This is a genomic window from Pseudomonas chlororaphis subsp. aurantiaca (assembly GCF_013466605.1).
Taxonomy (GTDB): Bacteria; Pseudomonadota; Gammaproteobacteria; order Pseudomonadales; family Pseudomonadaceae; genus Aquipseudomonas; species Aquipseudomonas chlororaphis_I.
In genome coordinates this window covers 6,577,599-6,599,012 of sequence record NZ_CP059162.1, presented here as the reverse complement: position 1 = coordinate 6,599,012, position 21,414 = coordinate 6,577,599, and the positions used below count along the sequence as shown (strand labels likewise).

At 63.8% G+C, this 21,414-nt stretch carries 20 protein-coding genes and 1 other RNA gene; 11 read left to right on the top strand and 10 right to left on the bottom strand.

Going from position 1 to position 21,414, the window contains the following annotated elements:
* The first annotated feature begins 124 nt into the window (after nucleotides 1–124).
* The 3 genes from ubiD to H0I86_RS30275 all read left to right on the top strand — a co-directional run bounded on the left by ubiD (nucleotide 125) and on the right by H0I86_RS30275 (nucleotide 3,427).
* Complete coding sequence (gene ubiD, locus H0I86_RS30285) at nucleotides 125–1,591, top strand: 4-hydroxy-3-polyprenylbenzoate decarboxylase (protein WP_009046125.1); 1,467 nt, start codon at nucleotides 125–127, stop codon at nucleotides 1,589–1,591.
* Complete coding sequence (locus H0I86_RS30280) at nucleotides 1,591–2,559, top strand: CDP-6-deoxy-delta-3,4-glucoseen reductase (protein WP_180923215.1); 969 nt, start codon at nucleotides 1,591–1,593, stop codon at nucleotides 2,557–2,559. The genes ubiD and H0I86_RS30280 overlap by 1 nt, the downstream gene beginning before the upstream one ends.
* Nucleotides 2,560–2,779: 220 nt before the next feature.
* Complete coding sequence (locus H0I86_RS30275; protein WP_180923214.1) at nucleotides 2,780–3,427, top strand: gamma-glutamylcyclotransferase; 648 nt, start codon at nucleotides 2,780–2,782, stop codon at nucleotides 3,425–3,427.
* Here H0I86_RS30275 and glpT read toward each other — a convergent pair.
* Nucleotides 3,424–4,773 (bottom strand): glycerol-3-phosphate transporter, encoded by a 1,350-nt coding sequence (glpT, locus tag H0I86_RS30270; protein WP_007926732.1) that lies wholly within the window; start codon nucleotides 4,771–4,773, stop codon nucleotides 3,424–3,426. The two genes, H0I86_RS30275 and glpT, sit on opposite strands and share 4 nt — an antisense overlap.
* A 251-nt stretch (nucleotides 4,774–5,024) precedes the next feature.
* Nucleotides 5,025–6,002: an NADPH:quinone oxidoreductase family protein gene (locus tag H0I86_RS30265; protein WP_180923213.1), complete on the bottom strand. Its 978-nt coding sequence runs from the start codon at nucleotides 6,000–6,002 to the stop codon at nucleotides 5,025–5,027.
* A 158-nt stretch (nucleotides 6,003–6,160) separates the two neighbouring features.
* On the opposite strand from H0I86_RS30265, the gene H0I86_RS30260 reads away from it, so the two are divergent.
* Nucleotides 6,161–6,568 carry a flagellar basal body-associated protein FliL gene (locus H0I86_RS30260; protein ID WP_009051412.1) on the top strand — a complete coding sequence of 136 codons (408 nt, stop codon included), beginning with the start codon at nucleotides 6,161–6,163 and terminating at the stop codon, nucleotides 6,566–6,568.
* 129 nt (nucleotides 6,569–6,697) lie between these two features.
* On the opposite strand, the gene H0I86_RS30255 is transcribed toward H0I86_RS30260, so the two are convergent.
* From H0I86_RS30255 to H0I86_RS30240, 4 genes are all read right to left on the bottom strand, one after another.
* Nucleotides 6,698–7,813 carry an ABC transporter permease gene (locus H0I86_RS30255; RefSeq protein ID WP_009051411.1) on the bottom strand — a complete coding sequence of 372 codons (1,116 nt, stop codon included), beginning with the start codon at nucleotides 7,811–7,813 and terminating at the stop codon, nucleotides 6,698–6,700.
* Nucleotides 7,813–10,533, bottom strand: coding sequence for a ribosome-associated ATPase/putative transporter RbbA (rbbA, locus tag H0I86_RS30250; protein WP_180923212.1), 2,721 nt, complete (start codon nucleotides 10,531–10,533; stop codon nucleotides 7,813–7,815). Before rbbA ends, H0I86_RS30255 begins: the two co-directional genes overlap by 1 nt.
* Complete coding sequence (locus H0I86_RS30245; protein WP_180923211.1) at nucleotides 10,530–11,495, bottom strand: HlyD family secretion protein; 966 nt, start codon at nucleotides 11,493–11,495, stop codon at nucleotides 10,530–10,532. Before H0I86_RS30245 ends, rbbA begins: the two co-directional genes overlap by 4 nt.
* 137 nt (nucleotides 11,496–11,632) lie before the next feature.
* Complete coding sequence (locus tag H0I86_RS30240; RefSeq protein ID WP_180923210.1) at nucleotides 11,633–12,082, bottom strand: EVE domain-containing protein; 450 nt, start codon at nucleotides 12,080–12,082, stop codon at nucleotides 11,633–11,635.
* Nucleotides 12,083–12,277: 195 nt separating this feature from the next.
* Between H0I86_RS30240 and H0I86_RS30235 the strand changes: the two genes are divergently transcribed.
* On the top strand, nucleotides 12,278–12,424 hold the full coding sequence (locus H0I86_RS30235) for a hypothetical protein (protein WP_007926740.1): 147 nt from the start codon (nucleotides 12,278–12,280) through the stop codon (nucleotides 12,422–12,424).
* A gap of 34 nt (nucleotides 12,425–12,458) precedes the next feature.
* Here the strand turns inward: H0I86_RS30235 and H0I86_RS30230 are convergent, their stop codons facing one another.
* The 4 genes from H0I86_RS30230 to H0I86_RS30215 all read right to left on the bottom strand — a co-directional run bounded on the left by H0I86_RS30230 (nucleotide 12,459) and on the right by H0I86_RS30215 (nucleotide 13,917).
* The gene (locus H0I86_RS30230; RefSeq protein WP_180923209.1) at nucleotides 12,459–13,064 is read right to left on the bottom strand and encodes a 5-formyltetrahydrofolate cyclo-ligase; all 606 of its coding nucleotides are present in this window, start codon (nucleotides 13,062–13,064) and stop codon (nucleotides 12,459–12,461) included.
* A 120-nt stretch (nucleotides 13,065–13,184) separates the two neighbouring features.
* A non-coding RNA gene (ssrS, locus tag H0I86_RS30225) (6S RNA) lies at nucleotides 13,185–13,363 on the bottom strand.
* Nucleotides 13,364–13,387: 24 nt separating this feature from the next.
* Nucleotides 13,388–13,711: a cell division protein ZapA gene (locus H0I86_RS30220; protein WP_007926742.1), complete on the bottom strand. Its 324-nt coding sequence runs from the start codon at nucleotides 13,709–13,711 to the stop codon at nucleotides 13,388–13,390.
* Entirely contained in the window at nucleotides 13,708–13,917 is a 210-nt protein-coding gene (locus H0I86_RS30215) for a TIGR02449 family protein (RefSeq protein ID WP_110644473.1), read from the bottom strand. Before H0I86_RS30215 ends, H0I86_RS30220 begins: the two co-directional genes overlap by 4 nt.
* Before the next feature lie 140 nt (nucleotides 13,918–14,057).
* Here H0I86_RS30215 and H0I86_RS30210 point away from each other — a divergent pair, with 140 nt between their 5' ends.
* The 6 genes from H0I86_RS30210 (at nucleotide 14,058) to H0I86_RS30185 (ending at nucleotide 21,357) form a co-directional block, all read left to right on the top strand.
* On the top strand, nucleotides 14,058–14,615 hold the full coding sequence (locus H0I86_RS30210) for a YecA/YgfB family protein (RefSeq protein WP_180923208.1): 558 nt from the start codon (nucleotides 14,058–14,060) through the stop codon (nucleotides 14,613–14,615).
* 27 nt (nucleotides 14,616–14,642) lie between these two features.
* Nucleotides 14,643–15,977, top strand: a complete 1,335-nt coding sequence (pepP, locus tag H0I86_RS30205) for a Xaa-Pro aminopeptidase (RefSeq protein WP_180923207.1) — start codon at nucleotides 14,643–14,645, stop codon at nucleotides 15,975–15,977.
* Complete coding sequence (ubiH, locus tag H0I86_RS30200; RefSeq protein WP_038574913.1) at nucleotides 15,974–17,161, top strand: 2-octaprenyl-6-methoxyphenyl hydroxylase; 1,188 nt, start codon at nucleotides 15,974–15,976, stop codon at nucleotides 17,159–17,161. The genes pepP and ubiH overlap by 4 nt, the downstream gene beginning before the upstream one ends.
* A gap of 121 nt (nucleotides 17,162–17,282) precedes the next feature.
* Complete coding sequence (locus H0I86_RS30195; RefSeq protein WP_180925934.1) at nucleotides 17,283–18,500, top strand: 2-octaprenyl-3-methyl-6-methoxy-1,4-benzoquinol hydroxylase; 1,218 nt, start codon at nucleotides 17,283–17,285, stop codon at nucleotides 18,498–18,500.
* A gap of 144 nt (nucleotides 18,501–18,644) precedes the next feature.
* The gene (locus H0I86_RS30190; RefSeq protein ID WP_180923206.1) at nucleotides 18,645–19,646 is read left to right on the top strand and encodes an extracellular solute-binding protein; all 1,002 of its coding nucleotides are present in this window, start codon (nucleotides 18,645–18,647) and stop codon (nucleotides 19,644–19,646) included.
* A gap of 94 nt (nucleotides 19,647–19,740) precedes the next feature.
* The gene (locus H0I86_RS30185; protein ID WP_180923205.1) at nucleotides 19,741–21,357 is read left to right on the top strand and encodes an ABC transporter permease; all 1,617 of its coding nucleotides are present in this window, start codon (nucleotides 19,741–19,743) and stop codon (nucleotides 21,355–21,357) included.
* The last annotated feature ends 57 nt before the right edge of the window (nucleotides 21,358–21,414 follow it).

Here is a 21,414-nt window from a genome sequence, read left to right as displayed (position 1 = left end):
AAAGCCGGGGAAACCCGGCTTTTTGCTATCTGATTATTGATGAACGGCAGTTCACTGTTCTGAACAGTCGGGTTCGGCGCTAAACTGCCAGCCCCGAACGCCACGGCCAAAACGAGGCTCACGCATGCAGTATCGCGACTTGCGCGACTTTATCAGCGGTCTGGAACAGCGCGGCGAACTCAAGCGCATCCAGGTTCCGGTGTCCCCAGTGCTGGAAATGACCGAGGTCTGCGATCGCACCTTGCGTGCCAAAGGTCCGGCCCTGCTGTTTGAAAAGCCCACCGGCTACGACATTCCGGTGCTGGGCAACCTGTTCGGCACCCCGGAGCGCGTGGCGCTGGGCATGGGCGCCGAAGCGGTCAGCGAACTGCGGGAAATCGGCAAGCTGCTGGCCTTCCTCAAGGAACCAGAGCCGCCCAAGGGGCTGAAGGATGCCTGGTCCAAGCTGCCGATCTTTCGCAAGATCATTTCCATGGCGCCAAAAGTCGTCAAGGACGCGATCTGCCAGGAAGTGGTCATCGAAGGCGATGACGTCGACCTGGCGATGCTGCCGGTGCAGACCTGCTGGCCGGGCGACGTCGGTCCGTTGATCACCTGGGGCCTGACCGTCACCAAGGGCCCGAACAAGGACCGGCAGAACCTCGGTATCTATCGCCAGCAGGTGATCGGTCGCAACAAGGTGATCATGCGCTGGTTGAGCCACCGTGGCGGCGCGCTGGATTACCGCGAGTGGTGCGAGAAGCACCCGGGCCAGCCGTTCCCGGTATCCGTGGCCCTGGGGGCCGACCCGGCGACCATCCTCGGCGCCGTGACGCCAGTGCCGGACAGCCTCTCCGAATACGCCTTCGCCGGCCTGCTGCGGGGCAACCGTACCGAGCTGGTGAAATGCCGTGGCAACGACCTGCAAGTGCCGGCCACCGCGGAAATCATCCTGGAAGGGGTGATCCATCCGGGCGAGATGGCCGACGAAGGCCCGTATGGCGACCACACCGGCTACTACAACGAAGTCGACAGCTTCCCGGTGTTCACCGTCGAGCGCATCACCCACCGGATCAAGCCGATCTACCACAGCACCTACACCGGTCGTCCGCCGGATGAGCCTGCGATTCTCGGCGTGGCGCTGAACGAAGTATTCGTGCCTATCCTGCAGAAGCAGTTCCCGGAAATCACCGACTTCTACCTGCCGCCCGAAGGCTGCTCGTACCGCATGGCGGTGGTGACCATGAAGAAGCAGTACCCCGGCCACGCCAAGCGGGTAATGCTCGGTGTCTGGTCGTTTTTGCGACAGTTCATGTACACCAAGTTCGTTATCGTCACTGACGACGATATCAACGCGCGCGACTGGAACGACGTGATCTGGGCCATCACCACGCGCATGGACCCCAAGCGCGACACGGTGATGATCGATAACACGCCGATCGACTACCTCGACTTCGCCTCGCCGGTCTCCGGCCTGGGTTCGAAGATGGGGCTCGATGCCACGCATAAGTGGCCCGGTGAAACCACCCGCGAGTGGGGCCGGGTGATCGTCAAGGATGAGGCGGTGACCCGCCGGATCGATGCCATCTGGAATCAGTTAGGAATAGATTGATGCGTGTAACCTTGCAGCCCTCCGGAGCGGTGCTTGAGACGTTGCCCGGCGAGCGGATTCTCGATGCGGCGCGGCGCCTGGGCTATGAATGCCCGCAAAGCTGCCGCAATGGCAACTGTCATGTGTGCTGTGCCTTGCTGGTGGAGGGCCGTGTCCTGCAGGCCGGCGATGTGCGCGATCACGGCGAGTTCTACACTTGCATTGCAGAGCCGCTGGAAGACTGCATCGTGCTGTGGGATGGCGTCCTTGCGCCGGGAGAGTTGCCAGTGCGCAGTCTGTCGTGTCAGGTCACCGAGTGTCTGGAAGTCGGCGGCGATGTTTGGCGGGTCCGCCTGCGGTCGCCGGCCGGCAAGCCGCCGCGTTATCACGCTGGCCAGTACCTGATGCTCGAGCGGGAGAATGGCGAGCAGTCGGCCTTCTCCCTGGCCTCGGCGCCGCACGCCGGGCGCGAGCTGGAGCTGCACGTACTGGTGCGCGAAAGCAGTGCACAAAACCTGATCGAACAGTTGCGGCGCAATGGCAACGTGCGCATCGAGCTGCCGTTTGGCGATACCCACCTGGCCGAGCTGCCGGATGGACCGCTGGTGCTGATCGCCGCCGGCACCGGCATGGCGCAGATGCACAGCCTGATCGAGCATTGCCGGGCCAAGGGCTTCAAATACCCGGTGCACCTGTACTGGGGCGTGCGCCGGCCGGACGACTTCTACCAGATCGAACACTGGGACGAATGGAAGAAGCTGCCTAACCTGTTCCTCCACAAGGTGGTCAGCGACCTCTGTGGCTGGGAAGGGCGCTGCGGCATGCTGCACGAGGCGGTGAGCGAGGACATTGCCGACCTGTCGGCGGTGCATGTCTACGCCAGCGGCTCGCCAGCGATGATCTACGCGACCCTCGACGCGCTGGTCGAAGCGGGCATGGATGCGCACCAGATGCGCGCCGATGTATTTGCCTACGCTCCTCGGTCCTGAGTTCTCGGGACTGTCCCCGTTATAACTTCCTATATAGCCCATCGGTATTTATTTAATTAGATAAATGCCGGTAGGTTATATGTCACGCATTATTGAAAGTTAAAACTCTTCGATGGCACTTAACTTGCCTTGAAACACTTGAAGCATATGTGTCTTGGAGTTACAGCGGTGCGTTCTATTAAGTAATTCTTTATACGCGGGGAGCCGAACGCTATTCGCCATGACAGCCATTGAATCCAGTTTTTTGAATCTGGCTTACCCTCTGCGGCTCGACCTGGGGCCGCAGCTCACCCACGAACAGCTCCTCAGTTCGATGCAGTCCACCATGGCACGTCACAAGGGCGGGCCGGTCTGGTTGTTTGCCTACGGTTCGCTGATCTGGCGCCCTGAATGTTCGGCGGTCGAGCGCATGCGCGGGCGAGTGCATGGCTACCATCGCGGTTTGTACCTGTGGTCCCATGAACACCGTGGCACGCCGGAGAAGCCGGGGCTGGTCTTTGGCCTGGATCGTGGCGGTTCCTGCAGCGGCTTCGCCTACCGCTTGCCGGAAGAGCAGCTGGAGACCTCGCTGTATGCGCTGTGGCAGCGCGAGATGCCGTACCCGTCCTATCGTCCGCATTGGCTCAACTGCCGTCTCGAAGACGGTAGCCGGGTTCAGGCCCTGGGATTCGTTCTGGAGCGACACCTGCCCAGCTATGCCGGCAACCTGCCGGACCATGTGTTGAGCCAGGTATTTGAAAGCGCCTGCGGGCGCTACGGCACCACTCGCGATTATGTCGAGCAGACCGTGCACGCCCTGCGTAGCCACGCCATGCCAGACCGTAATCTGGAGGCGCGGCTCAAGCGCTGTAAGTCAGCGACCCACTAGGCAATGGCTTCGCGGCTCTGGCTGGCGACCTGTTTGTGCCACAGGGTCGGGGCCAGGAAAGCCATCGACAGCAGGCAGGCGCCTACCAGCAGGACAAAACCGCCGTCCCAGCCGAAGTGGTCCACGGTGTAGCCCATCGCCGCGCTGGCCGCGACCGAGCCACCCAGGTAGCCGAACAGCCCGGTAAAGCCCGCGGCTGTGCCAGCGGCTTTCTTCGGCGCCAGTTCCAGGGCCTGCAGGCCGATCAGCATCACCGGGCCATAGATCAGGAAGCCGATGGAGAACAGCGCGATCATGTCGATGGTCGGGTTGCCGGCCGGGTTCAGCCAGTACACCAGGGTCGCCACGGTCACCAGCGCCATGAACACCATGCCGGTCAGGCCACGGTTGCCACGGAAGATCTTGTCCGACATCCAGCCGCACAGCAGCGTGCCCGGAATCCCCGCCCATTCGTAGAAGAAGTACGCCCACGAGGTTTTATCCACGGTGAAGTGCTTGGCTTCCTTGAGGTAGGTCGGCGCCCAGTCCAGTACGCCGTAGCGCAGCAGGTAGACGAAGACGTTGGCCATGGCGATGTACCAGAGCATTTTGTTGCGCAGCACGTATTTGACGAAGATTTCCTTGGCGCTGAATTCTTCTTCGTGGCTGGCGTCGTAGCCTTCCGGGTAGTCGTTCTTGTACTTCTCGATCGGCGGCAGGCCGACCGATTGCGGGGTGTCGCGCATGGTGACGAAGGCGAACAGCGCCACCATCAAGGCCACGGCGGCCGGGACGTAGAACGCCGCGTGCCAGTCGTTGAACCAGCCCATGCCGAGCAGGAACAGCGGGCCGATCAGGCCGCCGCCGACGTTGTGCGCAACGTTCCATACCGAAACCACGCCGCCGCGTTCCTTCTGCGACCACCAGTGCACCATGGTCCGTCCGCTTGGTGGCCAGCCCATGCCCTGGGCCCAGCCGTTGATGAACAGCAGGATGAACATCATGGTCACGCTGGACGTGGCCCAAGGTGCGAAACCGAAAATGAACATCACCCCGGCCGACACCAGCAGACCGAAGGGCAGGAAGTAGCGCGGGTTGGAGCGGTCGGACACCAGGCCCATGAGGAACTTGGACAGGCCGTAGGCGATGGCGATCGCCGACATGGCCAGGCCCAGCTGACCGCGGGTGTAACCCTCTTCGATCAAGTACGGCATGGCCAGGGAGAAGTTCTTGCGCAGCAGGTAGTAGCCGGCGTAACCGATGAAGATCCCGGCGAAGATCTGCCAGCGCAGGCGGCGGTAGGTACTGTCTATTTTTTCGTCAGGCAGGGGCGCCTGGTGTGCGGCAGGTCGAAAGAAAGCAAACATTCAAGAGCTCCAAATTTCTTGTTTTGACTGCGGATGCGAATGTTACAGTTTCGTTACCGAAAATAGCACTGCATCTTATTTGGAAGCACTCAACGCGGGAGCATTTGCATGTTCTTTTACGAACATGTCGCTTAAAGATAAGCAGGGGGCGTTTCTGGTGCCGGCGGCTGCGACGGGGGGAGAAGAGCTTGCTCGCGATAAGCAGTTTCATGCCGTTATCGCGAGCGGGCTCCGGTAGAGCGCAGGGGGCTTCAGCGAACCTGGACCACCACCTTGCCCACCGCCTTGCGCTGGCCAAGATCGTTGATGGCGCTGGCGACGTTGCTCAGCGGATAGATCTGCGAGACCAGCGGCTTCAACTTGCCTTCGGCGAACCAGCCGAACAGTTGCTGGAAGTTCGCCGCATTGTCGTGGGGCTGGCGTTGGGCGAACGAACCCCAGAACACGCCGACCACTGCGGCGCCCTTGAGCAGCGCCAGGTTGACCGGCAACTCGGGAATGCGCCCGCTGGCAAAACCCACCACCAGCAGCCGGCCGTTCCAGGCGATGGAGCGGATGGCCTGGTCGAACAGGTCGCCGCCGACCGGGTCGTAGATCACGTCGGCGCCCTGGCCGTCGGTCAGGCGCTTGATTTCGTCCTTCAGGCTGGTTTCGCTGTAGTTGATCAGCTCGTCGGCGCCGGCGGCCTTGGCCACCGCGAGTTTCTCGGTGCTGCTGGCGGCGGCGATGACCCGCGCGCCCATGGCCTTGCCGATTTCCACCGCCGCCAGGCCGACGCCGCCGGAAGCGCCGAGCACCAGCAGGGTTTCACCCGGCTGCAGGTTGCCGCGCTGCTTGAGGGCGTGCATCGAGGTGCCGTAGGTCATGCTGAAGGCGGCAGCGGTATTGAAGTCCATCGATGCTGGAATCGGCAGGACGTTGTAGCCCGGCACCGCCACTTCCTCGGCAAAGCTGCCCCAGCCAGTCAGCGCCATGACCCGGTCGCCGACCTTGAGGTGGCTCACCTTCTCTCCGACAGCGCCGACCACCCCCGCGGCCTCGCCACCGGGCGAGAACGGGAAGGGCGGCTTGAACTGGTATTTGCCCTCGATGATCAGCGTGTCCGGGAAGTTCACCCCGGCTGCATGCACCTGCAGCAGGATTTCGTTCTTCTTCGGTACAGGACTCGCGACGTCTTCCAGCACCAGCGTTTCGGCGGGGCCGAAGGCTTTGCACAGCACGGCTTTCATCAGGGCTATTCCTTTGGGAGTGATGGCCGATAAGTGTAGGTGGGTGAATAACGCGGTCAACGAGCATGCCCCGGCCTGATAACCAGCCATAAGCTTTGTGCTTGGGCTCGGGCAGAGGGGCCTTTATGCTAGACCGCCTACCGGATAAGGAGCGAATTGTGAAAGCGTGGATCATGTTGATGCTGGCCCTGTCTCTGCCCATGGCAGCCATGGCCGAGGAAGCCAAAGAGGGCGAAGCACCGAAAGTCAGTTACATCAGCCTGAATCCGCCGTTCGTGGGTAACTACGGCCTGGATGGCGGCCCCAAGCTCAAGGTCTACAAGGCTGACGTTGCCCTGCGGGTGACCGGCGATGCCGCCGCCCAGGCGGTGAGGGCCAACGAACCGTTGATCCGCAACCAACTGGTGGCGCTGTTCGCCCAGCAGACCACGGAAACCATGAACAACGTCGAAGCCAAGGAAAAGCTGCGCCAGGAAGCCCTGAAGCAGACCCAGCAGGTGATGAACGACGAAACCGGCAAGCCGGTGGTGGAAGACCTGCTGTTCAACAACCTGATCATCCAGTAACGCTGGATCCGTAGGAGCGAGGCTTGCCCGCGATAGCGATAGTGCGGGCCCTGCCGGATTCCGTCCTGGCGGTTGATGGCGAGCAAGCGTCGCTCCTGTCGCTGCTGTGTTCCATGCCCTGAGGCAACCTCAGGACGCCAGGCTCCTGCGAAACCTCGCCAGGGCGATGCCGAAGAACAGCAGGCCGATCACCGCCAGGGCCAGCAGGTCTGGCCAGACCACCCTGATGCCGGCATCGCGAAACAGGATCGCGGCGCTGAGGCTGACGAAGTGGGTCGACGGCGAGCCCTGCATCACCCATTGCAGCCATTGGGGCATGCTGTCCAGCGGGGTGCTGCCGCCCGACAGCAGCAACATCGGGATGATCACCGGAATCGCCAGCAAGCCGAATTGCGGGGTCGAGCGCGCCAGCGTGGCGAGAAAGATCCCCAGCGCGGTGCTGGCGAACAGGTAAAGCGCGGTCACCGCGAGGAACAGCCCCAGCGAACCGGCCAGCGGCACGCCCAGCACACCCTTGACGATCACCTCCAGCGACACCCAGGTGCAGAGCACCACCACCAGCATGTTGCTCCAGATCTTCGCCAGCATGATTTCCAGGGCGGTCAGCGGCAGCACCAGCAGATGGTCGAGGGTGCCGTGCTCGCGTTCGCGCAGCAGCGCCGTGCCGGTCAGGACGATGGCCAGGATGGTGATGTTGTTGACGATCTGGATCACCGCCAGAAACCAGCCGCCCTGCAGGTTGGTGTTGAACAGCGCGCGACTGGTCAGTTGGGCCGGCATCCGGCTCGCCGGGTCGGCCTGGCTGTAGTTCGACAGTTCACGCTGGAAAATCCGCCCGATATAACCGGCGCCCATGAAGGCCTGGCTCATGGCGGTGGCGTCGACATTCACTTGCACGCTGGGTTGGCGCCCGGCCAGCAGGTCGTTCTGGAAGTTGGCCGGCACATTGATGACGAAGGTGAACTGGCCGCTGTCCATGACCTGGTCCAGCTGGTCATAGGGCAACGGCTCCGGGTTCTGGAATTCCGGGGGTTGCAGGGCCTCGGCCAGCTGGCGCGAGAGATGGCTGTGGTCTTCGTCCACCAGCGCGACGCTGGCGTTGTGCACGCCGATCACCGACCCGGCCGCGGGCATGTAGATGGCCACGGTGAAGGCGTACAGCAGGAACAGCAGCAATACGCTGTCGTGTCGCAGGCTGGTGAGCTCCTTGAGGCCCAGGCGCAGGATGTGGTTGAACCGGTGCATCAGGCCTCCTGCTTTTTCAGCATCGCCAGGCTCAGCCCGGTGAACCCGAGGAAGAACCCGAACAACGCCAGGCACTGTGGCCACAACTGGCGCAGGTCCAGGGCCTTGGTGAAGGTGCCGACGGCAATGTCGAGGAAGTAGCCGGCGGGGAACAGCTGCCCCATCAGCGCCGCGGCGCCGTCCAGCGACGAGCGCGGCACGATCAGCCCGGAAAACTGGATGGTCGGCAGGCTGGTGATGATCATGGTGCCGAGGATCGCCGCGATCTGGGTGCGGGTGAAGGCGGAAATCAGCAGGCCCAGGCTGGTGGTGGCCAGCACATAGAGCAGGCCGCCGAAGGCCAGGGTCAGGCCGCTGCCCTTGAAGGGTACGCCGAACAGCCAGCGGTTCATGGCCACCAGCAGCGCCAGGTTGATCAGGCTCAGGCCCAGGTAGGGCGCCTGCTTGCCCAGGAGAAACTCCAGGCGCTTGAGCGGCGTGGCGTAGAAGTTGGTGATCGAGCCCAGCTCCTTCTCGCGCACGATGCCCAGCGCCGTGAGCATCGCCGGGATGAACGCCAGGATCAGCGCCATCACCCCGGGGCCGATGGCATTCACGCTGACCACGTCCTGGTTGTAGCGAAAGCGCGTTTCCAGGCGGGCCGCGGGCGGTCGCCCCTGGGCCCGGCTGCTGTGTTCGGCCAGCAATTCGATATTGGCCTGATGCACCGCCTCGACATAGTTGCGGCTGGTCTCGGCGCGAAACGGCATGCCGCCGTCGAGCCAGGCGGCCACCGCGGGCTGGCGCCCGGCGTACAGGTCGCGGCCGAAGCCGGGGGGAATCTCCAGGGCCAGCTTGATCTCCGAGCGTTGCAGGCGCCGGTGCAGTTCGGCGGCGTCACGGATCGGCTTCTGCTCCTTGAAGTAACGGGAGCTGCGGAAGGCTTCCAGGTAGGCGCGGCTTTGCGGGGTCTGGTCCTGGTCGTAGACGGCGAAGGCGAGGTTTTCCACGTCCAGGGAAATGCCGTAGCCAAAGATCACCATCATGAACAGGGCCCCGAACAAGGCGAACCCCAGGCGCACCCGGTCGCGCAGCAGCTCCTTGCCTTCGCGGGTGGCCACGGCGATCAGGCGCGACAGGCTGAAGTGCCGACTGTCACTGTGCACGGCGCTGGCGAGCTCGGGCTGTGGCGTGGCTGGGGGCGGTGGTTCCGACGCGCCCTGGGCGTCTTCCAGGCAGCGGACAAAGGCGGCTTCCAGGGTTTCGCCGGCGAACTGTTGCTGCAGGGCGGCCGGCGTATCGCAAGCCAGCACCTGGCCGGCGTGCATCAGTGAGATGCGGTCGCAGCGCTGGGCTTCGTTCATGAAGTGGGTGGACAGAAAGATCGTCACCCCCTGTTCCCGCGACAGCTCGATCAACAGGCGCCAGAAGTCGTCGCGGGCCGCCGGGTCCACGCCCGAGGTCGGCTCGTCGAGGATCAACACTTCCGGACGGTGCAGCACCGCCACCGCCAGGGACAGGCGCTGGCGCAAGCCCAGGGGCAGGGCGCCGGAGGGTTGCTCGGCAATCTCCTGAAGGGCGAAGCGGCGGATCAGCTCTTCGATCCGCGGGCCGCTCTCGGCCTTGGGCAGGTCGAACAGCCGGGCATGCAGCACCAGGTTCTGGCGCACGCTGAGTTCGCCGTACAGCGAAAAGCTCTGGGACATGAAGCCCACGCGCTTGCGGGTGGCCAGGTCCTTGGCGTCCACCGGGTTGCCCAGCAGTTTGGCGCTGCCCTCGGTGGCCGGCATCAGCCCGGTCAGGACCTTCATGGTGGTGGTCTTGCCACAGCCGTTGGAGCCGAGGAAGCCGAAAATCTCGCCCCGGCCAATGGCAAAGCTGACCTTGTTCACGGCGGTGAAATCGCCGAAACGCAGGGTCAGTTCATGGGCTTCGATGGCGACTTGCTGGTCGTCTGTGATTCTGGGCGGGATCACCAGCGGCTGGTTGTCGTGCCCGCTGTCGCCCTGAAAGTGGGTGAAGGCATCGTCGAGCTTGCCGCTGGGCGTGACGATGGCCAGTTCCCGACTCAAGCCCTGGGCAATCAGCCGGCCGCGGTCGAGCATCAGGCAATGTTCGAACTGTTCGGCTTCCTCCATATAGGCGGTGGCCACCAACAGCGTCAGTTGCGGGCGCTGGCGGCGAACCTCGTCCACCAGTTCCCAGAAGCGCCGGCGCGACAGCGGATCGACGCCGGTGGTGGGTTCGTCGAGGATCAGCAGGTCCGGCTCATGGATCAGCGCGCAGCACAGCCCGAGCTTCTGCTTCATCCCACCGGACAGCTTGCCCGCGGGTCGTTCGGCGAAGCGCAGCAGGTCGGTGGCCAGCAACAGGTTGTGCATGCGCTGTTCGCATTCGCTTTTCGACAGGCCGAACAGGGTGGCGAAGAAGCGGATGTTTTCCTGGATCGACAGCTCGGGATACAGGTTGCCGCCCAGGCCCTGGGGCATGAAGGCGATCCGCGCGTACAGGCTGTTGCGATGGCGGCGTTGCTCGATGGAGCCGCCGAGCACTTGCAGTTGGCCCTGCTGCAGCTTCTTCACCCCGGCGATCAAGCCCAGCAGGCTCGACTTGCCGGCGCCATCCGGGCCGATCAGCCCGCAACGGGTGCCGGCGGGCAGGCTGAAGGCGAGGTCGACCAGGGCCTGTTGCGAGCCATAGCGATGATGGATGCCCGTGGCCTGCAGCGCCAGTTCGTTCATTGCAGGTTGGCCGGCCAGTCCACGGTCGCGGTGCGCACGTAGCCGGCGCCGGGCATGCCCGGCTTGGCCTGGGGTACGGCGCTGGGTTGGGTCAGCCGCAGCTTGACGCGGAACACCAGTTTTTGGCGCTCATCGCGGGTTTCCACTTCCTTGGGGGTGAATTGGGACTTGGCCGCGACAAAGCTGATTTTCGCCGGCAGTGGCTGATCAGGCAGGGCGTCGAGGAGGATCCGCGCCTCGCTGCCGACGGCCAGGCGGCCGGTCACCGAAGCGGACAGGTAGAGGTTCATGTACTGGTCGCTCGGGTCGATCAGCAGCAACACCCGGCCGCCGGCGCCCAGCACCTCGCCCGGTTCGGCCAGGCGCAACTGGATGATGCCGTCGATGGGCGCGCGCAGGCTGCTGTCGTCGATTTCGCTGGTCAGTTGGGCGACCAGCGCCTTGGCCGAGCCAATGGCGGCGCGCACTGCGGCGACCTGGGCCTGGGCCGCCTGGACGGCGGCATTGCCGGTGTTCAGGCGCGCCTGCTGCTGGTCGATGATCTGCTGGCTGGCGAAACCACGCTTGAACAGTTCCCGGGAGCGCTTGAGTTCCTGGTTGGCCAGTAGCAGTTCGCTCTGGCGCAGCTGCACGTTGGCTTCGGCCGCCGCGAGGTTTTCCCGGGTGCGCACCACGTCGGCCTCGGCCTGGGCGCGCTGGGCTTCCAGGGTGCGGGTGTCCATGCGGGCCAGCAACTGGTCCTTGAATACGTTGTCGCCTTCGTCGACCAGCACTTCGGCCAGGCGTCCGGGCGTCTTGCTGGCGATCTGCACTTCGGTGGCTTCAAGCCGGCCGTTGCCCATGCTCAAGCCTTCGGGCAGGCGGTCCAGGGTGGATTTCCAATAACCAAAACCGCCCGCGATCAGCAGCAATGCCAGCAAGGCGAAGGCAAAAAGACGGGAGGAGCGTTGATTTGTCGGCATTGGGGGAGGCTTCCCTGCGGCTATAGCGTCCTAGTCTGGCGGCTCAAGCCATGGGGCGACTTGATGTCCGTCAAATGAACGGGCAAGCCTAGTACGTTGTGCGTGGGATGCCTGCCTGAGTAGCGCTGGTGGCCTGTTCAGCGCAATGCGAGCACCGCCGCCCACTGTTCGGCGGTCACCGGCATCACGGACAGCCGGCTGCCTTTCTGCACCAGGGGCAGCTCGGCGAGGGCGGTTTGCTGCTTCAGATAATCCAGGCGCAGTACCTTGGGGAAGGTTTCGACATGGGCGACGTCGACGGCGCTCCAGGCGTTTTTCTCGGCGCTGGCCTTGGGATCGAAGTGTGAGTTTTCCGGTTCCAGGGCGGTCGGATCCGGGTAAGCGGCCTCGATGATCCGGCCAATCCCGGCAATACCCGGTTCAGGGCAGCTGGAGTGATAAAAGAAGAACTGGTCACCCACCGCCATGTTGCGCAGGAAGTTTCGTGCCTGGTAGTTGCGCACGCCGTCCCAACGTGCCTGTTTCTTGAGCGCCAGGCCCTCGATCGAGAGTTCTTCCGGTTCGGATTTCAGCAGCCAATAGGCCATTTTCTTTGCTCTCCAGAGGGGCGTGGGCAAGTTGTCGGGCGATTTTATGACAAACCGACAGTCGGTTGACGTCAGCATTTGCGTGTCGGTTCACGTTATCGCAAAATGCCGGGATTTTAAGCTTGACGCTGCTGCACGGCCTGTTATGGAAACCGTCGCTGTCATCGTGTGTGATTTGCCTGAGGGGGGCAATCGATGCAACGCAAACCGGATTTACTATGGATTTTGGTTATTTTGTTCGGTTTGGGCGTAGTGACAACCGGTTATGCGCAGAGCCTGTGGGCCAACAAGACCGACGCACCGGTCGAACTCGCGCAACAGCAGCAGCCTTACAAGCGTTGATCCTTTCCAGGGCGCCGCTTTCTCCTGGTGGTGCCTATTTCGCGAAATACCATTTCTTGTCCGTCACCGTTCCGTGCAGCGGTACATCCCAGCTCGCCTGATCCAGTTTCGCGACTTTCTGACATTCATGGGCCAGCCCCAGCAGCGTCGGTTTGCGCCAGCTTTTGCGCCGGGCCAGATAGGCCAGGCTGCGATCATAGAAACCACCGCCCATTCCCAGGCGTCCACCCGCCTCATCGAAGCCGACCAGCGGCAACAGCACCAGGTCCAGCGCCCAGACCTTGCGTTGCCGGGCCAGGCTTCTCCGTGGCTCGGGAATGCGGAAGCGGTTGGGGCGCAGTTTTTCCCCGGGGCAAACGCGCTGAAACACCATCTTGGTCTGAGGCCAGGCACTGAGCACCGGCAGATAGGTCGCCTTGCCCCGGCGTTGCGCGGCCAGCAGCAGCGGGCGCGGATCGATTTCACCGTCCATGGGCAGGTAAAGGGAGATGTGCCTGGCGCGGCGGAACAGCGGATGCTGCGCCAGTTGCCGATACAGCCCACGAGAGGCTTGGCGTTGTTCGCTGGCGGTGAGGGCGCGGCGGGCTTTGCGCAGTATGCGTCGAAGTTGCGGGCGGGAAAGCGGCGCCGGTTCGGTCATGGTCGCTCGGGTCCGGGTGGGGTACGGCAGGACAGCGTATCAAATAACCCGGAACTGAAAAAAACGGAGCCGAAAAAAACAATGCCAGCTATTTGCATAGCTGGCATTGGTCTGGAATTCAGGCTCCCCGGATGAACCGCTGTCGACTTAGCCCTTGAACCCGAAAGTTCAAGGCGGAAGATGCAGTAGGCGTTAAGGCTTTCCGTCTAGCGGACATGCACACCGGCCCAACGTGCAACTTCCAGGGTAGTGCGAATCGGCTCAGGGACATCGCCAACTGGCAAGCACCCCAGGGAGTGGTGGGGATTATACCGCAACCACCCTCAGGAATCAGCCTTGGTTGTATCGGTGTCGGTGGCGAGCACCAGATCCACGCGCTCGAGCAGATCGCGCACCTGTTCGCGGGTCGAACCGCTGGCTTGCACGTCAGGGCGGTCCTGCTTGTGCAGCAGATCGTGGGTGATATTGAGGGCGGCCATCACGGCGATACGATCGGCGCCAATGACTTTGCCGCTGCTGCGGATCTCGCGCATCTTGCCATCCAGGTACCGGGCGGCGCTCACCAGATTGCTACGTTCTTCCTGGGGGCAGATGATCGAATACTCTTTGTCGAGGATCTGCACGGTAACGCTATTGCTTGAACTCATGAGTCTTGCTCCAGGGCCTTGAGGCGCGAAATCATCGATTCGACCTTACGCCGGGCGATTTCGTTTTTTTCAATGAGGTGCGCGCGTTCCTCGCGCCAAGTCTTTTCCTGAGCTAATAAGAGTGTGTTTTGACTCTTTAGTTGCTCGACCCGGCCAATTAGCAGTTCGAGTCTAGCCATCAGCGCTTGCAGATCGGTGTCTTCCATTGGATCCCACTGGATTTGTCTGATGAGTGGCAACTGCCCGGGCAAACGAGTTGACGCCCTCGATGGTCTTGGCGCGTCTGCCGATGCTAGGATACAAGGCCTCCATTCTAGACATTGCGCCGCTTGGCGCCTAGCTACCCATGCCCATTCAGAATTCCCCGTACAACGCCTTCGCCACCCTGCTCAGCAGCAGCGGTCACCCTGTCTCGCCTGCCGAATTGCATGGCCTGTTGCTGGGTCGCAGCTGCGCCGGCGCCGGCTTCGAGGTCGACGGCTGGCTGATCGACGCCGCCGAACTGCTCGAAGGCGAGCCGCAGGACAATATTCGCAACGCCTTGATCGGCCTGCAGGAGATGGTCAAGGGCGAGCTGACCAGCGACGACATGACCGTCGTTCTGCTGCTGCCCACCGACGACGCCCCGCTGGCCGAGCGCGCCGCGGCCCTGGGTCAATGGTGCCAGGGTTTCCTCACCGGTTTCGGCCTGAACTCCCGCGACAGCAGCGCCCTGAGCGCCGAGGCCACGGAAGTGTTGCAGGACCTTGCGGCGATTGCCCAGGTGCAGGACGCACTGGAAGAGTCCGACGACGGCGAAAGCGACTACATGGAAGTGATGGAATACCTGCGGGTCGCCCCGCTGCTGCTGTTCACCGAGACCAACAAGACGGTTGAACCGGCCGCCAAGCCTTCTCTGCACTGATCGTTCGATAGGGAAATCCGTCTGCCCATGATCCATATCCCGAAATCGGAATACACCCGCCGCCGCAAGGCGCTCATGGCGCAGATGGAACCCAACAGCATCGCGATCCTGCCGGCTGCCGCGGTGGCGATCCGCAACCGCGACGTCGAGCATGTCTACCGCCAGGACAGCGATTTCCAATACCTCAGCGGCTTTCCCGAACCCCAGGCGGTGATCGTGCTGATGCCCGGTCGCGAGCATGGCGAGTACATCCTGTTCTGCCGCGAGCGCAATGCCGAGCGCGAACTCTGGGACGGCCTGCGGGCTGGGCAGGAAGGCGCGATTCGCGATTACGGCGCCGACGACGCCTTCCCCATTACCGATATCGACGACATCCTGCCGGGCCTTATCGAAGGCCGCGACCGGGTGTATTCGGCCATGGGCAGCAACCCCGAGTTCGATCGCCACCTGATGGAGTGGATCAACGTGATCCGCTCCAAGGCGCACCTGGGTGCCCAGCCGCCGAACGAATTCGTTGCCCTGGATCATCTGCTGCACGACATGCGCCTGTATAAATCGGCGGCGGAAGTGAAGGTGATGCGCGAGGCCGCGCGGATTTCCGCCCAAGCCCATATTCGGGCCATGCAGGCCAGCCGGCCGGGTCTGTACGAGTTCAGCCTGGAAGCCGAGCTGGACTACGAATTCCGCCGGGGCGGGGCGAAGATGTCGGCCTACGGCTCGATCGTCGCCGCCGGGCGCAACAGCTGCATCCTGCATTACCAGCAGAACGACGCGTTGCTCAAGGACGGCGATATGGTGCTGATCGACGCCGGTTGCGAGATCGATTGTTATGCCAGTGATATCACCCGCACCTGGCCGGTGAACGGCAAGTTTTCCGCTGAGCAGAAGGCGATCTATGAGCTGGTGCTGGCCTCCCAGGAAGCCGCCTTTGCCGAGATCGCGCCGAACAAGCACTGGAACCAGGCTCACGAGGCAACCGTCAGGGTGATCACCGCCGGGCTGGTCAAGCTGGGGCTGCTCGAAGGCGAGGTGGACGAGTTGATCGCCAGCGAAGCCTACAAGGCGTTTTACATGCACCGCGCCGGCCACTGGCTGGGCATGGATGTGCATGATGTCGGCGAGTACAAGGTCGGCGGCGAATGGCGGGTGCTGGAAGTCGGCATGGCCCTGACGGTCGAGCCGGGTATCTACATCGCGCCGGACAATCAGAACGTGGCGAAGAAATGGCGCGGCATTGGCGTGCGCATCGAGGATGACGTGGTGGTAACCAAGCAAGGCTGTGAAATTCTCACCGATGGCGTGCCAAAAACCGTGGCCGAGATCGAGGCTCTGATGGCCGCCGCACGGAGCCATGCAGCATGAACCGGGTCAATCTGGCGATCATCGGCGGTGGCCTGGTCGGTGCCAGCCTGGCCCTGGCCCTGCAGGCCGGCGCCAAGGAGCGTGGCTGGAAAATCGTACTGATCGAGCCATTCGCTCCGGGCGATACCTATCAGCCCAGCTACGACGCGCGTTCTTCGGCGCTGTCGTTCGGCGCGCGGCAGATCTACCAACGCCTGGGTGTATGGCAGGAAATCTCCCGCCGCGCCGAGCCGATCAAACAGATCCATGTCTCCGACCGTGGGCGGTTTTCCACCGCGCGGCTGTCGGCCATGGAGGAGGGCGTTCCCGCCCTCGGTTATGTGGTGGAAAACGCCTGGCTCGGCCAATGCCTCTGGCAGGGGCTGGACAAGGACGTGGTGAGCTGGCGCTGCCCGGCCGAAGTCACGCGCATGGAGCCGTTGGAAGACGGCTACCGCCTGACCCTCAACGATGAAACCAGCCTGGACTGCGAGCTGGCGGTGCTGGCCGACGGCGGTCGCTCCGGGCTGCGCGAGCAACTGGGTATCGGGGTGAAAAAGCGCCCCTACAACCAGAGCGCGCTGATCGCCAATATCACCCCGAGCGAAGCCCATAACGGCATGGCCTTCGAGCGCTTCACCGACGACGGCCCGATGGCCCTGCTGCCGCTGCCGGAGAACCGTTGCGCGCTGGTCTGGACCCGTCTGGGCATGGACGCGCAGCGCCTGGCCGCGCTGGATGAACGCAGCTTCCTCAGCGAATTGCAGGGAATATTCGGTTATCGCCTGGGCACCCTGAAACAGGTCGGCGCGCGGCATCTTTACCCATTGTCGCTGGTGGAGGCCGAGGAGCAGGTACGTCCTCATCTGGTGGTGCTGGGCAACGCGGCCCATAGCCTGCACCCGATTGCCGGGCAGGGTTTCAACCTATCGTTGCGAGATGCCCAGGCGCTGGCCGATGCCTTGCTGGTCAGCCCGACGCCGCCCGGCGATTTCAGCATCTTGCAAGCCTACCGCGAGCGGCAGCGCCTGGACCAGGACCTGACCGTGGGCTTCTCCGACCAGGTCACCCGGCTGTTCGGCAGCAAGCTGCCGCTGGTGTCCCTGGGGCGCAATATCGGGCTGTTGGGCCTGGACCTGCTGCCACCGGCCAAGCGCTGGTTCGCGCGACAGGCCATGGGCCTGGGTACCCGTCCCGATGCGTGAGTGGCTGAGCCCGCGACCGGGCATGGAAATCCAGCACAGTGTCGGCAGCCAAGTAGCACGGTTCGACAAAACCCTTTACGTGCGGCTCAAGCCGCAAGCGAGACAGGCTTAAAGCATGGAAATGCGTGCAGATCTGCTGATTGTCGGGGCCGGAATGGTCGGGAGCGCCCTGGCGCTGGCGTTGCAGGACAGTGGCCTGGAAGTGCTGCTGCTCGACGGCAGCCCGCTGAAGGTCAAGCCCTTCGACAGCGAAGCGCCGTTCGAACCGCGGGTGAGCGCGTTGTCGGCGGCCAGCCAGCGGATTCTCGAGCGCCTGGGTGTCTGGGAAGGGGTGACCCGACGGCGCAGCAGCCCGTATGCCCAGATGCAGGTCTGGGATGGCAGCGGCACCGGGCAGATTCACTTCTCGGCCGCCAGCGTGCATGCCGAGGCGCTGGGCCATATCGTTGAAAACCGCGTGGTCCAGGACGCGTTGCTGGAGCGCCTGCACAACTGCGACATCGGCCTGTTGGCCAATGCCCGTCTGGAACAGATGCGCCGTTCCGGCGACGACTGGTTGCTGACCCTGGCCGATGGCCGCAGCCTGCGCGCGCCGCTGGTGATCGCCGCCGACGGCGCCAATTCGGCGGTGCGGCGCCTGACCGGCTGCGCCACCCGCGAATGGGATTACTTGCATCACGCCATCGTGACCAGCGTGTGCTGCGCCGAGCCGCACCAGAGGACCGCCTGGCAGCGTTTCACCGACAACGGCCCACTGGCCTTCCTGCCGCTGGAGCGCGACGGCCAGCATGACTGGTGCTCGATCGTCTGGTCGACCACGCCCAGCGAGGCCGAACGCCTGATCGCGCTGGACGACAGCGACTTCTGCCGAGAGCTGGAGCGTGCCTTCGAAGGCCGCCTGGGCGCGGTGTTGAGCGCCGATCCGCGGCTCTGCGTGCCGTTGCGCCAGCGTCATGCCAAGCGTTACGTGGCAGAGGGCCTGGCGCTGATCGGCGACGCGGCCCATACCATCCATCCGCTGGCCGGGCAGGGGGTCAACCTGGGCTTCCTCGATGCCGCGGTGCTGGCCGAGGTGCTGCTGCAGGCGGCCAGCCGTGGCGAACGCCTGGCCGACACCAAGGTGCTCAGCCGTTACGAGCGGCGGCGCATGCCGCACAACCTGGCGCTGATGGCGGCGATGGAGGGCTTCGAGCGGCTGTTCCAGGCCGATCCGCTGCCGCTGCGCTGGTTGCGTAACACCGGGCTGAAAATGGTCGACCAGATGCCCGAAGCCAAGGCGCTGTTCGTGCGCCAGGCGTTGGGCCTCACCGGGGACTTGCCGGAACTGGCCAAGGCCTGAGCAAGCCTGCTCGCGACTCACGCTTGAACCCCGCGCTGCCGAGGCTCAGCAACATCTCGTAACGCCTCGGCCTTCGGTTCAGTTTGAGAAGCTAAATAGTAGTCCTTATCATTTACTTCCCTTTGATTTCGAGAGACCGCTCCCATGTTGGCACCGAAGCGTCTACTGACCGCCCTGGCCCTCACCCTCATTGGCGGTACTGTCCAGGCAGCCGACGAAGTGGTGGTCTACTCCTCGCGTATCGACGAGCTGATCAAGCCGGTCTTCGATCTCTACACCCAGAAAACCGGGGTCCAGGTGAAGTTCATCACCGACAAGGAAGCGCCGCTGATGCAGCGGATCAAGGCCGAAGGCGAGAACGCCACCGCCGACCTGCTGCTCACCGTCGATGCCGGCAACCTGTGGCAAGCCGAGCAGATGGGCATCCTGCAGCCGTTCACCTCCAAGCTGATCGACGCCAACATCCCCCTGCAATACCGCGCCGCCTCGCATGCCTGGACCGGCCTGAGCCTGCGGGCGCGGACCATCGCCTACTCCACCGCGCGGGTGAAACCGTCCGAGCTGACCACCTACGAAGCCCTGGCTGACAAGCAGTGGGAAGGCCGCCTGTGCCTGCGCACGGCGAAGAAGGTCTACAACCAGTCGCTGACCGCGACCCTGATCGAAACCCACGGCGTGGCGAAAACCGAAGAAATCGTCAAGGGCTGGGTCAACAACCTGTCCACCGACGTGTTCTCCGACGACGTCGCGGTGCTCGAGGCGATCAACGCCGGCCAGTGTGACGTGGGCATCGTCAACACCTATTACTACGGCCGCCTGCACAAGCAGAAGCCGGACCTGCCGGTCAAACTGTTCTGGCCGAACCAGGGCGACCGCGGCGTGCACGTCAACCTGTCGGGCATCGGCCTGACCAAGCACGCACCGCACCCGGAAGCCGCCAAGGCCCTGGTGGAGTGGATGACCACCGAGGAAGCGCAGAAGATCTTCGCCGACGTGAACCAGGAGTTCCCGGCCAACCCGAGCGTGCCGCCGTCCGCCGAAGTGGCCGCCTGGGGCAAGTTCGTGGCTGACACCTTGCCGGTGGAAGTGGCCGGCAAGCGCCAGGCCGAGGCCATTCGCCTGATGGACCGTGCTGGCTGGAACTGATCCGCTGGTTATACTGCGCCCCGCCTTTGCGGGGCGTTTTGTTTAGCCGGTTCGCAATTGCCTTTTATTGATCCATCTCGCTCGAGAGTCTTTCGTGGCCCATCCCGCCCAACGTCGCTGGTACCCGCTGGTTTTTGCCGTCGCCGCCCTGGTGCTGCTGCCGCTGAGCGTGCTGCTGTTGTCGTGGCAGGTGGTCGACCAGCAGATCTGGTCGCATCTGTGGGAGACCCAGATGCCGCGTCTGTTGGGCAACACCCTGACCCTGGTGCTGGGCGTCGGTGTGGGCGTGACGCTGCTGGGCGTGAGCCTGGCCTGGCTGACCAGCCTCTGCGAGTTTCCCGGACGCCGTTGGCTGGACTGGGCGCTGATGCTGCCCTTTGCGATTCCAGCCTACGTGCTGGCCTTTGTCTTCGTCGGCCTGCTGGACTTTTCCGGCCCGGTGCAGAGCCTGCTGCGCGAATGGTTCGGCACGGGCCTGCGCCTGCCGCGGGTGCGTTCCACCGGCGGGGTGATCCTGGTCCTGGTGCTGGTGTTCTATCCCTATGTGTATCTGCTGGCGCGCACCGCGTTCCTGGCCCAGGGCAAGGGCCTGATGGAGGCCGCGCGGGTGCTTGGGCAGACGCCCTGGCAGGCGTTCTGGCGCGTGGCCCTGCCCATGGCGCGGCCGGCCATCGGTGCCGGTGTGGCCCTGGCGCTGATGGAAACCCTGGCGGACTTCGGCGCGGTGGCGGTGTTCAACTTCGACACCTTCACCACCGCTATCTACAAGACCTGGTATGGATTCTTCAGCCTGTCCAGCGCCGCGCAGCTGGCCAGCCTGTTGCTGCTGGCGGTGATGCTGGTGCTGTACGGCGAGCGTCGCGCCCGCGGCGCCAGTCGCTCGGGTAACGAGCGGCCGCGGGGCAAGGCGCTGTACCACCTGCATGGCATCAAGGCCCTGGCGGCCACGGGCTGGTGCGCGCTGGTGTTCGCCTGCGCCTTCGTCATCCCGGTGCTGCAACTGGTGGTGTGGTTCTGGCAGCGTGGCCGTTTCGACCTCGACGAGCGTTATGCCGGGCTGATCCTGCACACCCTGTACCTGGGCGCCATGGCGGCCCTGATCACGGTCAGCGTGGCCCTGCTGCTGGCGTTCGCCCGACGGCTGGCGCCGACCCGGGCGATCCGTTCCGGCGTCAGCCTGGCCAACCTGGGTTATGCCTTGCCGGGCTCGGTGCTGGCGGTGTCGATCATGCTGGCCTTCAGTTATCTGGATCGCGAGCTGGTGATCCCGCTGTCGGGCTGGCTCGGTGGGGCGGGCAAACCGTTGCTGCTGGGTAGCCTGGCGGCGTTGCTGCTGGCCTATCTGGTGCGGTTTATCGCGGTAGCCTACGGACCGCTGGAAAGCAGCCTGGCGCGGATCCGCCCGTCGTTGCCGGAAGCGGCACGCAGCCTGGGGGTCGGCGGACCACGACTGTTTTTCAAAGTGTATCTGCCGCTTTTGCTGCCCGGCACCCTGAGCGCGGCGTTGCTGGTGTTCGTCGATGTGCTCAAGGAAATGCCCGCCACCTTGCTGATGCGCCCGTTCGGCTGGGACACGCTGGCGGTGCGGATCTTCGAGATGACCAGCGAGGGCGAATGGGCACGTGCCGCATTGCCGGCCCTGACCCTGGTCCTGGTGGGATTGCTGCCGGTGATCGGACTGATCCGACGCTCCGCTCATCGAATCGGTTAGGTGCCAGTGTCACACCTTGCGGCTACAATGCGCGGCATTCGGTGCGGTCGATCTTTC

Coding starts and splice junctions, on each gene's coding strand:
- ubiD (WP_009046125.1), top strand. CDS start 125: ATGCAGTATCGCGACTTGCGCGACTTTATCAGCGGTCTGGAACAGCGC.
- H0I86_RS30280 (WP_180923215.1), top strand. CDS start 1,591: ATGCGTGTAACCTTGCAGCCCTCCGGAGCGGTGCTTGAGACGTTGCCC.
- H0I86_RS30275 (WP_180923214.1), top strand. CDS start 2,780: ATGACAGCCATTGAATCCAGTTTTTTGAATCTGGCTTACCCTCTGCGG.
- glpT (WP_007926732.1), bottom strand. CDS start 4,773: ATGTTTGCTTTCTTTCGACCTGCCGCACACCAGGCGCCCCTGCCTGAC.
- H0I86_RS30265 (WP_180923213.1), bottom strand. CDS start 6,002: ATGAAAGCCGTGCTGTGCAAAGCCTTCGGCCCCGCCGAAACGCTGGTG.
- H0I86_RS30255 (WP_009051411.1), bottom strand. CDS start 7,813: ATGCACCGGTTCAACCACATCCTGCGCCTGGGCCTCAAGGAGCTCACC.
- rbbA (WP_180923212.1), bottom strand. CDS start 10,533: ATGAACGAACTGGCGCTGCAGGCCACGGGCATCCATCATCGCTATGGC.
- H0I86_RS30245 (WP_180923211.1), bottom strand. CDS start 11,495: ATGCCGACAAATCAACGCTCCTCCCGTCTTTTTGCCTTCGCCTTGCTG.
- H0I86_RS30240 (WP_180923210.1), bottom strand. CDS start 12,082: ATGGCCTATTGGCTGCTGAAATCCGAACCGGAAGAACTCTCGATCGAG.
- H0I86_RS30235 (WP_007926740.1), top strand. CDS start 12,278: ATGCAACGCAAACCGGATTTACTATGGATTTTGGTTATTTTGTTCGGT.
- H0I86_RS30230 (WP_180923209.1), bottom strand. CDS start 13,064: ATGACCGAACCGGCGCCGCTTTCCCGCCCGCAACTTCGACGCATACTG.
- H0I86_RS30220 (WP_007926742.1), bottom strand. CDS start 13,711: ATGAGTTCAAGCAATAGCGTTACCGTGCAGATCCTCGACAAAGAGTAT.
- H0I86_RS30215 (WP_110644473.1), bottom strand. CDS start 13,917: ATGGAAGACACCGATCTGCAAGCGCTGATGGCTAGACTCGAACTGCTA.
- H0I86_RS30210 (WP_180923208.1), top strand. CDS start 14,058: ATGCCCATTCAGAATTCCCCGTACAACGCCTTCGCCACCCTGCTCAGC.
- pepP (WP_180923207.1), top strand. CDS start 14,643: ATGATCCATATCCCGAAATCGGAATACACCCGCCGCCGCAAGGCGCTC.
- ubiH (WP_038574913.1), top strand. CDS start 15,974: ATGAACCGGGTCAATCTGGCGATCATCGGCGGTGGCCTGGTCGGTGCC.
- H0I86_RS30195 (WP_180925934.1), top strand. CDS start 17,283: ATGCGTGCAGATCTGCTGATTGTCGGGGCCGGAATGGTCGGGAGCGCC.
- H0I86_RS30190 (WP_180923206.1), top strand. CDS start 18,645: ATGTTGGCACCGAAGCGTCTACTGACCGCCCTGGCCCTCACCCTCATT.